The following is a 13,535-nucleotide window of genomic DNA, read 5'->3' on the forward strand; positions in this document are numbered from 1 at the left end:
GTGGGTCGGTAAAGGGCGCGATGGTGAAGAACCGGTTTGCGCGGCGGTCCCCGCCCGATCAAGCGGCATGGCCCATTGGGAAAAGCCGGTTAGGGGACAAGGACTTACGCGATCGACCCGGATCCGGTATCCGATTCCACCCTCTAGAATCGTGACGTGGTGCGATCAAGGCATTCGCGAGCGGGTCACGGTTGCGCCGCAAGGCCGCTATAGGGGAGCGGCCGTGAGATTCCCTTGTCTTCATCTGGACACGAAGGCGACCATGCGTTCGACCCTGCCGACCGATCCCGCGTTCAAACTCATGGTTCCGGCCGCTTCCGCCCGTTCGCGGGGGCGGCGCTGGAGCAATTTTGGATGCCGGGTAGCGATCACCCTCAGCGTTCTCGCCGGCACTGTCGGCGCCGCGTCCGCCGCCTCCTTCGAGTTCGTGCCCGCGCCGCAGATCGACCTCAACAGGGTCTATCGCGTGGACAAGGTCACCGGCGAGGTCACGTCCTGCCAGTACGGCCTGCGCGAGGGTGCGGTGGGCAGCGTCGGCCTCACCGTGTGCTACGGCTCAGGGGAGGGCGCCAGCGCCCAGGCCCCGTCCGAATATGGCCTCGTCGCCTCCCGCCACACCCGGGAGGCCGGGGTGTTCCGCGTCAACTACCGCACGGGTGAGATGAGCATCTGCTACGTCCAGCTCCAGAAGGAAGCGGTGGTGTGCACGGCCCAGGCGAACCCGGCCACCAGCGGTCCCGAAGAGGCCGTGGCCACGGGGCAGGCGCCCGGCCGAGCGGGGCCGAGTGCCACACCGCCCCAGAACACCCGGCCCTGACGACAATCGCTGCGTGTTCTCGGCAAGTGCCGCGTTCGGCAAGTGCTCCGTTGGACGCCGTTGCCAGCCGTGCTAGGGCCTCGGGACTTTCAGCGGCCCAGCCCGTAGCCCGAGAGCCCATCCATGCATCTGGTCCCCGCCCTCCCGACGAACCGGTCTCCCTCGTGAGCGGACCCGATCTGCGTCGTGCCGCCGCTGCCCGCGCCCTCGACCTCGTCGAGGATGGGATGCGACTCGGCATCGGTACCGGCAGCACCGCCAACGTGTTCGTGGAGCTTCTCGGCGCCAGGGTGCGCGAGGGACTCAAGGTGACGGGTGTACCGACCTCGGAGGCGACGCGAATCGCCGCCGAGCGCGTCGGCATTCCCCTGGCCACCCTAGAAGACCTGCCCGAACTCGACCTCACCATCGATGGCGCTGATGAGATCGATGCCGCGATGCGTCTGGTGAAGGGCGGCGGCGGCGCACTCCTGCGCGAAAAGATCGTGGCTTTCGCGAGCCGCCGTATGGTGGTGATCGCCGACGCGGCGAAATCCGTGACCACCCTCGGCGCGTTTCCGCTGCCGGTGGAGGTCAATTCGTTCGGCCTCGGCGCGACCCGCATCGCCGTGGGAAAGGCCATCGAGAGTGCTGGCTGCGCGGGCGATCTCGTGCTGCGCTCCGGACCCGGCGGCTCGCCCTTCGTGACAGATGGCGGCCATCTCATCCTCGATGCCCATCTGAAGGTCATCGCCGATTCCGATCGCCTGTCCGCCGCGCTCTGGGCGGTGCCCGGCGTGGTCGAGCACGGTCTGTTCATCGGGCTCGCCACGGGCGCAATCCTGGCGGAGGCCCGTGACGGGCAGGCGCATGTCACCTGTCTCGGCGCGGTCTGACGCGCTTCCCCATCCGCTTGATTTCTCGACACGTCTTTCCGGAGCGCTCGCATGTCCCGCCGCCCCCTCTTTTTCGTCCTGACCGCCTCGGTCCTCGCCGGAATCCTCTCCGTCTCGGCTCCGACCGCCGGCCTGGCTCAGGCGCAGAAGCCTGCCGCGCCGGCCAAGCCCGGGGCCAAGCCCGCCGCACCTGCGCCCGCCACGCCCGCGGCCCAGCAGCCGACCTACACGCCGAACCATCTGGCCCTGGCCCGCGAAGTCACCCTCAGCTCCGGCATCGCCCGGTCGTTCGACTCGATTCTTCCGGCCTTTGGCCAGCAGATCAAACAGGCGGCCATCACCCGCCCGGACCTGACCAAGGATCTCGATGAGGTTCTCACCTCCCTGGCGCCCGAGATGGAACTGCAAAAGCAGATGATGATCGAGACGGCGGCCAAGATCTACGCGAGCCGCCTGTCCGAGGCGGAGCTCACCGAGATCGTCGCCTTCTTCCATTCGGCGGCGGGCAAGCGCTACGTCGAGACCCAGCCGCAGGTGCTCGACGAGATCGTCCAGGCCATGCAGAACTGGACCCAGGGCGTGTCCGAATACATGATGGTCCGTGTGCGTGCCGAGATGGGCAAGCGCGGCCACGAACTCCAGTAACCGTCCGGTCCGCCCGTCTCCAATGATCTCTTTCCCGCCCCGATCGGAGACGGTCGCGCGCCTACGTGCCACCGGTGCCATCACACTCGCCATCCTTCCGGTGGCCATGGCGCTGGCCAATCGGTCGAGCCCAACCGTCGTCGGCCTCTCCGCCTCGTTCTTCCTCATCGCCGGGCTGATCGAGGATGCGCGCGGTACGGTGCGGTTCGTGGCGAGGCCGCTCGCCACGCCGATCGGTCTCGCAGTCCTCGGCTTCGTCGTCTGGTCGCTGGCGAGCATCTCCTGGAGCCCGGTGAAGGATCTGTCCTGGCGCAACATGCAGGAATTCCTGCCGACCGTCGTGGGGGCCTATCTCCTCGCGCGCCTCGCGCCCGGAAACATGCCGGCCTTCACGCCCCGGCTCGCCGCCTGGTCCATCGCGATCGCCGGGCTCTACATCGTCGTGGCCCTGGCCAACCACCTTCCCCTCCATCGGGCGATGGGCTCACGGGTGGCGCTGTTCGTCTTCAATCGCCCAGCCCTGACGATCGCGCCCGTAATGGGGCCCCTGGCTTATCTTCTCTACCGGCGCGGGCATGGGATCGCGGCGCTTTTGGTGATCGTGATCAGTACCGGGGCCATCCTGCGATCGATCAGCGGCGCCGCCGCCATGGGTCTCGCAGCCGGTGCCATCACGGCCCTCATCGCCGTCCTGACCCCTCGCCGGGTCGGGCTCACCATCGTGGGCGCTGCCCTGGCTCTCGCCCTCGTCCTCTCGCCGATCGAGGGGGATATTCTTCAGAAAGTCATGCCCGATGCCATCCACGAGCGTCTGGTCCAGAGCAGTTCGCGCGCACGGGTCGCCATCGCTCGCAGCTTCGGCGCGGCCGTAGCCCTCGATCCCTGGCAAGGCGCCGGGTTCGGGACCTCGGCGCGATTCATCGATACGCCCGTTGCCGCACGGATCGAGCCCGGCCTGCGCCCGATGCTGGCGGTGGGCCACCCGCACAACATCTTCCTGCAGATCTGGGCTGAGCTCGGCATCGTCGGCGCAACCCTGGCCGGGGCAATCCTGATGATGATGGTGGCGCTCATCGGACGCCTGCCGCGCGGGGAAAGCGTCATCGCCCTCGGCCTCGTGGGGTCGTGCACGGCCGTCGCCTTCGTGGAGCACGGGGCCTGGCAGGGCTGGTGGATCGCGGCTGTCGGTGCTGCCGTCGCCTGGACGCGCGAGGCTGGCAAGGAGCCGGCATGAAACCCGGCCCGTCCTGGCCGCTTCAGGCGGCCTCGGCCTCGACGCGGTTACGGCCGGAGGATTTGGCGCGGTAGAGCGCGAGGTCCGCCCGCTTCAGCATATCGGCCGGTCCCGAATCGTCGGCATGGCGGCACGCTACCCCGATGGAGACGGTGACGTGGATGTCCCGCGTTTCCCGCTGGATCAGGAACGGCACCGCTTCGATGCGTTCGCGGATGCGCTCGGCGATGTGATGGGCGGCGTCCGGCTCCGCATCGGGCAGGATGATGACCACCTCTTCGCCGCCATAGCGGGCGACGATATCGATCTCGCGGGTATGCAGGCGGATGCGGTTGGCAAAGGAGCGGAGCACCTCGTCACCGGCATCGTGACCATAGGTGTCGTTGATCGTTTTGAACCGGTCGATATCGAGCATCAGCATCGAGACGGCGCGGTGACGCGGGGCGGCATCGGCGAACAGCACCGCGAGATGGCTGTCGAGGTAGCGCCTGTTGTGCAGCCCGGTGAGGCCATCCGTGACGGCCATTTCCATGGATGCCTGCACGGCGCCGCGCAGGGTTTCCGAAAAGCGGCTGCGACGCAGCTGGGTGCGCACGCGGGCGACGAGCTCGTTCCGGTCGACCGGGCGCAGCAGATAATCGTGTACGCCGAATTCGAGGCCGCGGATGACCCGCGCCCTTTCGTTCTCCTCGGCGATCATCATCACCGGCATGTTGCGGATGCGGTCGAGGGACAGGATCTGGCTGCAGAGGCGCAGGCCGTCGAACCCCTGAAGGTCGAGGCTCACGAGAGCCAGCTCGAAATCCCCTTCGATGGCCAGGACCAGGGCGTCGTGCGGATCGGCGACCACGGTGACCCGATGGTGCTGGCTGAGGGCCGCCGATAGCCGCTCGGCCGAGCTCGCCCGATCTTCGACCAGCAGGATCGAGGCATTCTGGCCGTCCTCGGCGGTGGCGAGGGCGAGGGGATCGCCCATGCCGAATTCCCGGGAGGCGAGCGCCCTTTGGCGCAGCTCGTCGGTGACCGCCTTGAGGCGGACGAGGTTGCGTACCCGCGCGAACAGGGCGGTGTCGTCGATGGGCTTCGTCAGGAAGTCGTCTGCCCCCGCATCGAGGCCGCGCAACCTGTCCGCCGGTTGGTCGAGGGCCGTCACCATCACGACCGGAAGGTGGGCGGTGGTCGGACTGCTCTTGAGGCGGCGGCAGACTTCGAACCCGTCCATGCCCGGCATCATCACGTCGAGCAGGACGAGATCGCACAGGCCCTTCTCACAGATCGAGATCGCATCCGGCCCGTTCATGGCCGCCAGAACGTCGAAATACTCGAGCGACAGCTTGGTCTCGAGCAGCTTCACATTCGGAAAGAGATCATCGACGATCAGGATGCGGGCCGACATCGTTCCTCGCTCAAGTTAACGGGCTCGACGGGACGACCCTGTCGACGGTGTGCTCCTCAACGGGCTCCGTCGCCGAGGTAGAGGCGGACGGTGGCAAGAAACTTGGCAACCGAGATCGGCTTCGACAGATAGGCTTCGCAGCCCCCCTCGCGGATGCGCTCCTCATCGCCCTTCATGGCGAAGGCCGTGATGGCGATGACGGGGATATGCTTGAGGTCGTCGTCTTCCTTCAGCCATTTCGTGACTTCGAGGCCGGAAACCTCGGGAAGCTGGATGTCCATCAGAATCAGGTCGGGACGGTGGGCGCGGGCGAGTTCGATCGCCTCGATCCCGTTGGCCGTCTTGAGAGTCGCGTAGCCATGCCCTTCCAACAGATCGTTGAAGAGCTTCATGTTCAGCTCGTTGTCCTCGACGATGAGCACTGTTTTCGGCATGGCTCATTGTTCCCGGCAGGCTGGCGGCGCATTTTGGAAGGACCGGCGTCCCGCTCGATGAGAACCTAAGGGATACATGTTGACGAAACGCAAATCCGACCGCCCCGATCAATCCGCGGAGCAGGTCGCCATCTCGGTGCTCGGATGGATCGCGGAGGACGGCGACAGGCTCTTGCCGTTCATGGCCTCCTCCGGCCTGACACCCGATACGTTGCGGGAGAGTGCTGCCGATCCCGCCTTTCTCTCGGCGGTCCTGGACCATGTCATGGGCGACGAAGCCGTGCTGATCGCCTGTGCCACGGCACTCGATATGAAACCGGAGCGCATTGCCGACGCGTGGCGCCGTCTCGGCCCCCCCGATCCCGATGCCGATTTCGGCTGACGCCCCGGTCCGGCGGCCGGCAACGTAGGGCTGCGCGCCGCCACTCCCGTATGGGGGCGACACGAAACGAGTGGACTTGAGCCTAAACCCGCCCGCCTCGACGAGGCGGCGGGGCGACAGGCGTCATGGCTTGCACTCGGCCTCGGTCTTGGCCTCGGCCTTGTGCAGGTCGAGACGGCTGAGGTCGCCCGCGATGGTGAAATCACCGTAGTTGAGGCTCAGTCCGCCGCTCACACCATTCTCGTAGAGGAGAAAGGAGAGGACGTAGACCGGGGTGCGCTCGCCCTGTCCGGCGGTGAAGTAGCTGAGGGTCACAGGCCAGCGCCGCATCCCCGCCATCTCGCCCTCGCGCAGGGGCTTGTCGCGGTCGGCCGCGCCATTCTTCGCGGGCTCGTCCGTGGTGACCGGCTTGCCGATCACCGCGAGCGTGTCGAAGATCTTGCGCCCGTCGTCCGACCCGTCGAACACCTTGGCCGACATCGTCGTCTCGCCGGCCTGTGCCGCTTCGATCATGCGGCGCATGTGGAAGGTCGGAAACAATACGGGGCCGGTCTCGGTGTATTGATCGCGCTTGGGCTCCTTGAGCTTGACCTTCAACGCCTCGGCACCGCTCTCGGCCGTTCCATCCACCGCCGTGGATGCGCTACCGTTGAGCACCGTGTTGGTCTTGAAGCGGAAATGATGTCCGTCGCCGCCCTCAAAGGTGGTGTTGCGCAAATCGGAAAGACGCTTGCCGGTCTCGCCGCTGTCGAGCTCCGTCACCTGCCGGGTCTGCATCGTGTAGCCCTTGCAGGCATCGCCGCTGAACTCGAGGACGATGCGACCCCGCGCACTCTCCACCGCCCGCGCGCCCCGGCTCTCGGCCAGCGACAGGTCGTAGACTGCGCGGTGGCCGGCCAGTCGCATCGGCGCGGCCTCGGCGATGGCCGTGAAGGCGGCGAGTGCGCCGAACGCGATGGCGAGGGTGGAACTTGGCAACCGCATGAGGTCTCCCGATGGACGCGCCGGTCGAAGGGAACGGCGAGCCGATGCGTCGACACAGATAGGGGGTCGATGCCGGAGCGGCAACGGCGGCGTATTCTCGTGCGGTGGCGCGGGTCTCGAAGGCGGCCGGGCATCGGCCTCACCCGTCGAGAAGTGCCACACGTGATTCCTCGCCGGTTCGGTTCTCGCGGAAGCGTCCTTGCCGGATGAAGCGCAGGGAGGCCGCGATCGCAGCCCGGTTCAGGATCAGCAGGTCATGGGTGGAATGGATCGTCAGATGGTCGGTCATGCCGGCCACGCGGGTTCGCGCCACGCTGACACGGCCGTCATTGGGGCGAGGCAGGATCAGGAAGGATTCGATCAGCCAGATCGAGCGGTCCGCCGCGATGATCCCGAGGGGAAAATCGACCTCGCCGAGGAGCGCGACGAGATCCCGGTCGCGAAAGGTGGTGAGCTGCACCCCCGCCGGGCCGAAGAACAGGCGGTAGGGCAGCATCCGGTGGAGGAAATCGGCGACTTCGCTGCCGCCATTCGGCGTTCCCAGCATCACCACGCGGCCGAGATTGGCCGGGCGATGCCGGTTGATGAGCCCGCGCGCGACGAGGCCGCCCATGGAATGGGTCACGAAATGCACCCGCGCGACCCCGGCGGCGAAACCCGCCACCTGTGGCGCCACCTCGGCGACGATGCTGGCGAGGTCTGCCTTCCGCCCCGGATAATTCAGGTTGAGGGTGAGGAATCCCTCGGCCCTGAAGGCGCGCTCCATCCGCCCGAGGGAGGCCGAGCGGCGCGCGATGCCGTGAAGCAGTACGACGCCTTCCCGGGCGCGGGCTTCCCCTGGCCGATCGTCCGGGCCAAGGAAGGTGAGCGGCAAAGCCGTCATCGGGTGTCTCCCCGCAGCGCATCGCCCGATCATCGGGCTGCCGAAGGGGTAGAGCCCGCCACGGCCATGACGCAAGCGAGGAAACGTCCGATGCCGGCCACACTCGCGTGAGCGCCAGCGCCAGGGATCGCCGAAGCCTGTTCGGCCATCTCGCGCTGTTCACGGCGCTTTATGGCGGGTACGGCGCGCTGTCGCCGTTCCTGCCGCTGTTCCTCGAACAGCGCGGATTGTCGGCGCAAGAGATCGCCTGGCTCCTGGCGATCGCGATGCTGGTACGGATGGGTGCCGGGCCGCTGGCCGGACGGATCGCCGACCGATGGGGGATCGTCGGCCCGGTCTTCACTCTTGCCGCCGCCCTGACGGGGGTGGCGGCCTCGGCCCATCTGGCGGGTGCTGGTTTCGCCGGTCTCTTCATCGTCGCTCTCGCCTATGCGGTCTTCACCGCGCCCCTGGCCCCGTTCGCCGATGCCCTCGCCCTCTCGGCTTCGGAAGGTGGGCGACGCTTCGCCTATGGCTGGGTGAGGGGGGCCGGTTCGGCCGCCTTCATCCTGGCCACCAGCCTCGCCGGCATGGTGGTGGTGACCGTCGGAATCAGAGGCGCGATCCTCCTCGGGGCGGGGCTCTTCATCGCCGCCGGCTTCGCAGCCTGGACGCTGCCGACCCAGCCGATCGCTGAGCCCGCGAGACCGGCCGCAGGGCGAGGCCTGATGATCGTCCTGGCGAACCGGCGGTTCGGGCTCGTCGTCCTCGCCGCTTCCCTGATCCTCGGCGCCCATGCCTTGCACGACGCTTTCGCGATGATCCTGTGGAGCCGCAATGGCATCACGCCGGATGTCGCCGGGTTGCTCTGGGCGGAGGCGGTGGCGTCGGAAATCGTGGTCTTCCTCGTCGCCGGCCCATGGATCCTGGCGCGGCTGGATCCGGGTCGGGCGATCGGGCTCGCCGCCCTCGTCGGGGCGCTGCGATGGGGGATCAGTGCCGAGATTGTGTCGCTGACCGCGCTCATGGCGATCCAGTGCCTGCACGGGCTCACCTTCGCGCTCCTGCATCTCGCCTGCTTGAAGGAGATCGGCCGCTGCGTGCCACAGGACCTCACCGCCACGGCCCTGACCCTCTATGGTCCCCTCGGCCTTGGCCTGTCCTCTGCCCTGTTCACGCTTGCGGCCGGTCCGCTCTTCGCCGCTTACGGGGCGTCGGGGTTCTGGGTCATGAGCGGGGTCAGTCTCGCGGCCCTTCCGGTGGCGGTTCTTCTGGCACGCGGCGAGCGGTCGCGATCGGGCGAGAGAGTACATAGATAGAACATGGTTCCCATGCAGAAGAGCCCATGCCCAGCGTCGCCGATATCCTGATCCCGCTCGCGCTCGACAACGCCTATAGCTACGCCGTGCCCGCCGGGCTGGTCCTGTCGCCGGGCGATGTCGTGCAGGTGCCGCTCGGGCCGCGTGAGACGGTGGGTGTGGTCTGGCAGGTGGCGGAGAGCCCCGGCGGCTCCAACCTGCGGCAGGTAACGGGGCGAATCGAAGCGCCGCCCCTGTCCGACCCGTTGCGCGAACTCGTCGATTGGCTCGCCCGCTACACCCTGGCGCCGAAGGGCTCGGCTCTGGCCATGGCCCTGCGCCTGCCCGACGAGGCGGCGCGCGGCGAGACCTCGCGGATCGGCGTGCGCGGTTCGGGCAAGCCGCCCGCCCGGCCGACCGCGGCGCGGATGAAGGTGCTGGCAGTCACCGCCGATGGGGCGATGCGCGGCAAGAGCGCGCTCGCCAAGGAGGCGGGCGTCTCGCTCAGCGTGGTCGACGGCCTCATCGATGATGGCGCCCTCGAAGCCGTGGCTCTGGCACCGGAGCCGGTGGCGCTCCCGCCCGATCCAGACCACGAGCGCGTCCCCCTGTCGGAGGCGCAAGACCAGGCGGCCCGTGACCTCATCGGCCTGGCCTTTCCCGCGCCGGAGGATGCGAAGGCGCCGACGATCCTCCTCGAAGGCGTCACCGGCTCGGGTAAGACGGAGGTCTATTTCGAGACCGTGGCCGAAGCCGTCCGGCGCGGGCACCAGGCCCTCATCCTGATGCCGGAAATCGCCCTGACGGCGCAGTTCCTCGACCGGTTCGCCGAGCGGTTCGGCGTCCGCCCGGCGACCTGGCATTCCGGCATCGGCTCGAAGCGCCGCGAGCGCCTGCGCGCCGGCGTGGCGGCGGGCGAGGTCTCGGTGGTGGTCGGTGCGCGCTCCGCCCTGTTCCTGCCCTTCACCGATCTCGGCCTCGTCGTCGTCGATGAGGAGCACGAAGCGGCCTACAAGCAGGAAGACGGCGTGCATTACCATGCCCGCGACATGGCGGTGGTGCGTGGCCGGCTGGAAAACTGCCCGGTGGTCCTCGCCTCGGCGACGCCCTCCATCGAGACAAAGGTCAATGCCGAGAAAGGGCGCTACGCCCATATCGTCCTGCCCGAACGCTTCGGCGGGCGGCGGCTGCCGGATATCCACGCCATCGACATGCGACTGGACAAGCCGGAGAAGGGCCGCTTCATCGCCCCGCCCCTGGTCAATGCCGTCCGCGCCACGATCGAGGCCGGCGATCAGGCGCTGCTGTTCCTCAACCGGCGGGGCTATGCGCCGCTCACCCTGTGCCGTGCCTGCGGCCACCGCTACCAGTGCCGCAACTGCTCGACCTGGCTGGTGGAGCACCGCTTCCGCAAGGCCCTGGTCTGCCACCAATGCGGCTATGCCGAGCGCCGGCCCGATGCCTGCACCGAATGCGGCACGTTCGACAACCTCACCCCCTGCGGGCCGGGGGTCGAACGCATCGCCGAGGAGGTGACGGAGCTGTTCCCGGACAAGCGCATCATCGTGCTCTCCTCCGACTTTCCCGGCGGCGCCGAGCGCCTGCGCGCCGAGTTGCAGAGCGTGGCGGACGGGGAATGCGACATCGTCATCGGCACGCAATTGGTCGCCAAGGGCCATAACTTTCCGCACCTGACCCTGGTGGGCGTGCTCGATGCCGATATCGGCCTGACTTCGGGGGATCCGCGCGCGGCGGAGCGGACCTTCCAGTTGCTGCAGCAGGTGACGGGCCGTGCCGGGCGCGGCGAGAAGCCGGGGCGTGCCCTGGTCCAGACCTACCAGCCCGACCATCCGGTCATCGCGGCCCTGCTGTCAGGCGACGCGACGCAGTTCTACGAGGAGGAAATCGCCGCTCGGGAAGCGGCGGGACTGCCGCCCTTCGGGCGTCTCGCCGCCCTCATCGTCTCGGCCAATGAGCGCGAGACCGCCGAGGCGCATGGACAGGCCCTGGCCCGTGCCGCCGATCCGCCCGACGGCGTGATGGTGCTGGGGCCAGCGGAAGCGCCGCTCGCGCTGATCCGGGGGCGCTACCGGTTTCGCCTGCTGGTCAAGACCGAGCGGGCCGTCGATCTGCAGGCGTATCTGCGCGATTGGCTGAAGCGGGGACCGAAGGTTCGCGGCAACGTGAAGGTCGCCATCGACGTAGACCCTCAGAGTTTCCTATAACCCTGGCCTGACGTTCGCTTGGGTAGCGTTCGACCTGAAGACCTAACGCCCTGAAGATCTTCGACCCCACGAGGAGTGCTGCACGTGCTGACCTACACCAAGAACCCGGATTCGACCGTCGCAGAAATCGTCGTGGATGGGCAGATCACCGACCAAGACATGAACACCGTGATCGCCGCCATGCAGGCCGACCTCGACAAGGGCGGCAAGCTCAAGCTTCTTGAGGATGTGCGCGAGTTCAAGGGCATGGAGCCCGCGGCCTTCTTCAAGGACGTCCGCTTCGGTCTCGCCATGATGAAGGGCGTCAGCCACGTCGCGCTCGTCACCGACGCATCCTGGCTGCGGATGATCGCCGATACGTTCGGCAAGGTGTCCCCGGCGCAGATCAAGACCTTCGACCGCGCCCATATCGACGAGGCACGGAGCTGGCTCGCCGCCGCTTAACGCACCCTACTCGGCCTGGGCGGTGCGCGTGGTCTGACGCCGCGCCGTCCAGCGCCCCGAGCAGAGCGGGGAAACCTTCCAGGTGCCGCTGCCCGAACGGGCGTCGAGCCGGCCGGAAGCCGCCCCGCTTGCGCCGCCATTCGAGACATTGAGCCCCACCGTTCCGTCGGTGCCGACGCGGCCGGTCATCGTCGCGCGGTCGGCCGACGAGATGAGCCGAACCTGACCGTCCTGGACCGAGACCGAGTAGCTGTAGCGGCTGTCGCAGATGCCACTCTCGGTCACGAGCTCGACGGACCACGCGCCATTGAAATTGCCGCCCTCGCGGCTGACGGCCGGTTGAAGATGAGCGGATGAGAGTCCGGCTCCGAGCGCCAGCACAGCCACGAGTTTCGACATGTTTCCCCCTGAGTTGAGATAGTTCACAGATTCCCACGGGCAGCCTTTCGGCGCTCTTGAGAGGAATCCTGCGTTCTGTGAGTTGTTGGATTGTATAGATCTAGGATGCTCAGGGCAAATTTATGGCATCGGCCAAGGTAAGCTTCGCCGTTCTCGTATGCAGACGGTGGCGAATGCTCGAGCGAAATGTCGAGCGGGAGCGTGCAAATTGGGCGCGGCGTGACATGGCGTGCAAACTATAGCCAAGTCGGGATCGCTTCGATGTTGGCAATGCTTCGGTGCCGAGCGACGGCACCTCAGATCAACGCTCGTTTCAACGATCGAAATAGGCCTGCAACGCGTCACGGTCCCGAGTGATCGGGAGCGCGAGGAGGGCCAGCACGCGGGCCTTGTCCGGCGACAGGTCGTCGGCGAATACGGCGCCCTCCGCCTTCAAGGTGCTCCCGCCGCCGGGGAAGCCGTAGACGGGCAGGGCGCGGCCGTTCTCCAGCTTGGTGGCGATGACGATGCCGACACCCTGGGCGATGGCGCTCCTGATCGCATCGAGGAGCGCGGCATTGACGTTGCCCATGCCGAGGGCGGCCACCACGATCCCTTCCGCGCCGCTCTCCACCGCATGGCGGATCTGGCTGCCATCGGCACCGGCATACATCGCCACGATGGCGATTCTGGCGAGCCGTTCGGGCAGCGGCAGGGTCTGCCGTCGCAGGGGCGTCCGGCGGATCACCACGCGATCCTCGTCGATGGTGCCGAGATAGCCGGTCTCGCCCGAATGGAAGGTCTCCACATTGTGGGTGTGGGTCTTCCTCACCTCACGCGCGGCGTTGATCGCGTGGTTGAGGGTCACCGTCACGCCAAGGGATGCGGCGGCGGGCGTGAGGATCTGGCGCACCGCATTGAGGAGGTTGCGGGCCCCGTCACTGTCGGGGTCGGAGGCGTTGCGCTGCGCGCCGATGACGACGACCGGCTTGTCGCTGCGCAGCGTCAGATCGAGGAAATAGGCTGTGGTGTCGAGGGTGTCGGTCCCGTGCAGGACCACGACTCCGGCGATCTCGGGATCGGCAAGCAATCCCTCGACGGTCCGTGTCAGCGAGGGCCACAGGTCCGGGCCCATCTCCGCGCTCGGGATGTTGGAGAACTCCGTCACGGTGATCCGCGCGAGCTTCTCCAGGCCCGGCGCGGCGGCGACGAGGTCGGCTCCGGACAAAGCCGGCACCGGTGCATGGGTCACCGGGTCGGTTTTCATCGCGATGGTGCCGCCTGTGGCGACGATGGCGACGGTGGGGAGAACGACGTCCGTCACCTTTTGCCTCAGTCGTTCAGGGGCCGCGCTTCCTCGGGCAGCATGATCGGGATGCCGTCACGGATCGGATAGGCGAGCTTGGCCGAACGGCTGATCAGTTCCTGGCGCGCGGAATCGTACTCGAGCGACTGCTTGGTCAGGGGGCAGACCAGGAGTTCGAGGAGCTTGGGGTCGACGCGCGTGGCTTCCACGGCGTTGGGGATCTCGTCTGCCATCGTGTCCTATCCTCGGGTCAAC

General features: G+C 67.5%; 15 protein-coding genes. 8 read left to right on the forward strand and 7 right to left on the reverse strand.

Annotated features, from left to right (window positions below):
• The first annotated feature begins 262 nt into the window (after nucleotides 1-262).
• From IPV08_RS01135 to IPV08_RS01150, 4 genes are all read left to right on the forward strand, one after another.
• Nucleotides 263-817 carry a hypothetical protein gene (locus IPV08_RS01135; protein WP_210348141.1) on the forward strand — a complete coding sequence of 185 codons (555 nt, stop codon included), beginning with the start codon at nucleotides 263-265 and terminating at the stop codon, nucleotides 815-817.
• A 164-nt stretch (nucleotides 818-981) separates the two neighbouring features.
• Nucleotides 982-1,692: a ribose-5-phosphate isomerase RpiA gene (gene rpiA / locus IPV08_RS01140; RefSeq protein WP_207410207.1), complete on the forward strand. Its 711-nt coding sequence runs from the start codon at nucleotides 982-984 to the stop codon at nucleotides 1,690-1,692.
• Between the two features lie 51 nt (nucleotides 1,693-1,743).
• The gene (locus IPV08_RS01145; protein ID WP_207410209.1) at nucleotides 1,744-2,337 is read left to right on the forward strand and encodes a DUF2059 domain-containing protein; all 594 of its coding nucleotides are present in this window, start codon (nucleotides 1,744-1,746) and stop codon (nucleotides 2,335-2,337) included.
• Between the two features lie 22 nt (nucleotides 2,338-2,359).
• Nucleotides 2,360-3,571 (forward strand): O-antigen ligase family protein, encoded by a 1,212-nt coding sequence (locus tag IPV08_RS01150; protein WP_207410211.1) that lies wholly within the window; start codon nucleotides 2,360-2,362, stop codon nucleotides 3,569-3,571.
• 22 nt (nucleotides 3,572-3,593) lie between these two features.
• Here the strand turns inward: IPV08_RS01150 and IPV08_RS01155 are convergent, their stop codons facing one another.
• A complete protein-coding gene (locus IPV08_RS01155) occupies nucleotides 3,594-4,967 on the reverse strand; it encodes a PleD family two-component system response regulator (RefSeq protein WP_207410213.1) in 1,374 nt (457 codons plus the stop codon).
• Between the two features lie 56 nt (nucleotides 4,968-5,023).
• Nucleotides 5,024-5,401: a response regulator gene (locus tag IPV08_RS01160; RefSeq protein ID WP_018045229.1), complete on the reverse strand. Its 378-nt coding sequence runs from the start codon at nucleotides 5,399-5,401 to the stop codon at nucleotides 5,024-5,026.
• A 76-nt stretch (nucleotides 5,402-5,477) separates the two neighbouring features.
• Here IPV08_RS01160 and IPV08_RS01165 point away from each other — a divergent pair, with 76 nt between their 5' ends.
• The gene (locus IPV08_RS01165; RefSeq protein ID WP_056431966.1) at nucleotides 5,478-5,783 is read left to right on the forward strand and encodes a DUF3572 domain-containing protein; all 306 of its coding nucleotides are present in this window, start codon (nucleotides 5,478-5,480) and stop codon (nucleotides 5,781-5,783) included.
• A gap of 123 nt (nucleotides 5,784-5,906) precedes the next feature.
• Here IPV08_RS01165 and IPV08_RS01170 read toward each other — a convergent pair whose 3' ends face one another.
• Together IPV08_RS01170 and IPV08_RS01175 are read right to left on the reverse strand one after the other, a co-directional pair.
• Nucleotides 5,907-6,767, reverse strand: a complete 861-nt coding sequence (locus IPV08_RS01170; protein WP_056431969.1) for a cell envelope integrity EipB family protein — start codon at nucleotides 6,765-6,767, stop codon at nucleotides 5,907-5,909.
• 139 nt (nucleotides 6,768-6,906) lie between these two features.
• A complete protein-coding gene (locus IPV08_RS01175) occupies nucleotides 6,907-7,650 on the reverse strand; it encodes an alpha/beta fold hydrolase (protein ID WP_207410215.1) in 744 nt (247 codons plus the stop codon).
• Nucleotides 7,651-7,757: 107 nt separating this feature from the next.
• On the opposite strand from IPV08_RS01175, the gene IPV08_RS01180 reads away from it, so the two are divergent.
• The 3 genes from IPV08_RS01180 to IPV08_RS01190 all read left to right on the forward strand — a co-directional run bounded on the left by IPV08_RS01180 (nucleotide 7,758) and on the right by IPV08_RS01190 (nucleotide 11,596).
• Nucleotides 7,758-8,948: an MFS transporter gene (locus IPV08_RS01180; RefSeq protein ID WP_207410217.1), complete on the forward strand. Its 1,191-nt coding sequence runs from the start codon at nucleotides 7,758-7,760 to the stop codon at nucleotides 8,946-8,948.
• A gap of 26 nt (nucleotides 8,949-8,974) precedes the next feature.
• Nucleotides 8,975-11,152, forward strand: coding sequence for a primosomal protein N' (locus tag IPV08_RS01185; protein WP_207410219.1), 2,178 nt, complete (start codon nucleotides 8,975-8,977; stop codon nucleotides 11,150-11,152).
• Nucleotides 11,153-11,236: 84 nt separating this feature from the next.
• Nucleotides 11,237-11,596, forward strand: a complete 360-nt coding sequence (locus tag IPV08_RS01190; RefSeq protein WP_056432431.1) for an STAS/SEC14 domain-containing protein — start codon at nucleotides 11,237-11,239, stop codon at nucleotides 11,594-11,596.
• Nucleotides 11,597-11,602: 6 nt separating this feature from the next.
• Here the strand turns inward: IPV08_RS01190 and IPV08_RS01195 are convergent, their stop codons facing one another.
• The 3 genes from IPV08_RS01195 to IPV08_RS01205 form a co-directional block, all read right to left on the reverse strand.
• Nucleotides 11,603-11,995, reverse strand: a complete 393-nt coding sequence (locus tag IPV08_RS01195) for a hypothetical protein (protein WP_056431979.1) — start codon at nucleotides 11,993-11,995, stop codon at nucleotides 11,603-11,605.
• 313 nt (nucleotides 11,996-12,308) lie between these two features.
• Nucleotides 12,309-13,298 (reverse strand): asparaginase domain-containing protein, encoded by a 990-nt coding sequence (locus IPV08_RS01200; RefSeq protein ID WP_207410221.1) that lies wholly within the window; start codon nucleotides 13,296-13,298, stop codon nucleotides 12,309-12,311.
• An 8-nt stretch (nucleotides 13,299-13,306) separates the two neighbouring features.
• Nucleotides 13,307-13,513, reverse strand: a complete 207-nt coding sequence (locus IPV08_RS01205; RefSeq protein ID WP_056431985.1) for a Trm112 family protein — start codon at nucleotides 13,511-13,513, stop codon at nucleotides 13,307-13,309.
• Between the last annotated feature and the right edge of the window lie 22 nt (nucleotides 13,514-13,535).

This window comes from Methylobacterium sp. SD274 (genome assembly GCF_017355285.1).
GTDB lineage: Bacteria > Pseudomonadota > Alphaproteobacteria > Rhizobiales > Beijerinckiaceae > Methylobacterium.

Coding starts and splice junctions, on each gene's coding strand:
- IPV08_RS01185 (WP_207410219.1), top strand. CDS start 8,975: ATGCCCAGCGTCGCCGATATCCTGATCCCGCTCGCGCTCGACAACGCC.
- IPV08_RS01160 (WP_018045229.1), bottom strand. CDS start 5,401: ATGCCGAAAACAGTGCTCATCGTCGAGGACAACGAGCTGAACATGAAG.
- IPV08_RS01150 (WP_207410211.1), top strand. CDS start 2,360: ATGATCTCTTTCCCGCCCCGATCGGAGACGGTCGCGCGCCTACGTGCC.
- IPV08_RS01165 (WP_056431966.1), top strand. CDS start 5,478: ATGTTGACGAAACGCAAATCCGACCGCCCCGATCAATCCGCGGAGCAG.
- IPV08_RS01155 (WP_207410213.1), bottom strand. CDS start 4,967: ATGTCGGCCCGCATCCTGATCGTCGATGATCTCTTTCCGAATGTGAAG.
- IPV08_RS01175 (WP_207410215.1), bottom strand. CDS start 7,650: ATGACGGCTTTGCCGCTCACCTTCCTTGGCCCGGACGATCGGCCAGGG.
- IPV08_RS01135 (WP_210348141.1), top strand. CDS start 263: ATGCGTTCGACCCTGCCGACCGATCCCGCGTTCAAACTCATGGTTCCG.
- IPV08_RS01145 (WP_207410209.1), top strand. CDS start 1,744: ATGTCCCGCCGCCCCCTCTTTTTCGTCCTGACCGCCTCGGTCCTCGCC.
- IPV08_RS01170 (WP_056431969.1), bottom strand. CDS start 6,767: ATGCGGTTGCCAAGTTCCACCCTCGCCATCGCGTTCGGCGCACTCGCC.
- IPV08_RS01195 (WP_056431979.1), bottom strand. CDS start 11,995: ATGTCGAAACTCGTGGCTGTGCTGGCGCTCGGAGCCGGACTCTCATCC.
- IPV08_RS01205 (WP_056431985.1), bottom strand. CDS start 13,513: ATGGCAGACGAGATCCCCAACGCCGTGGAAGCCACGCGCGTCGACCCC.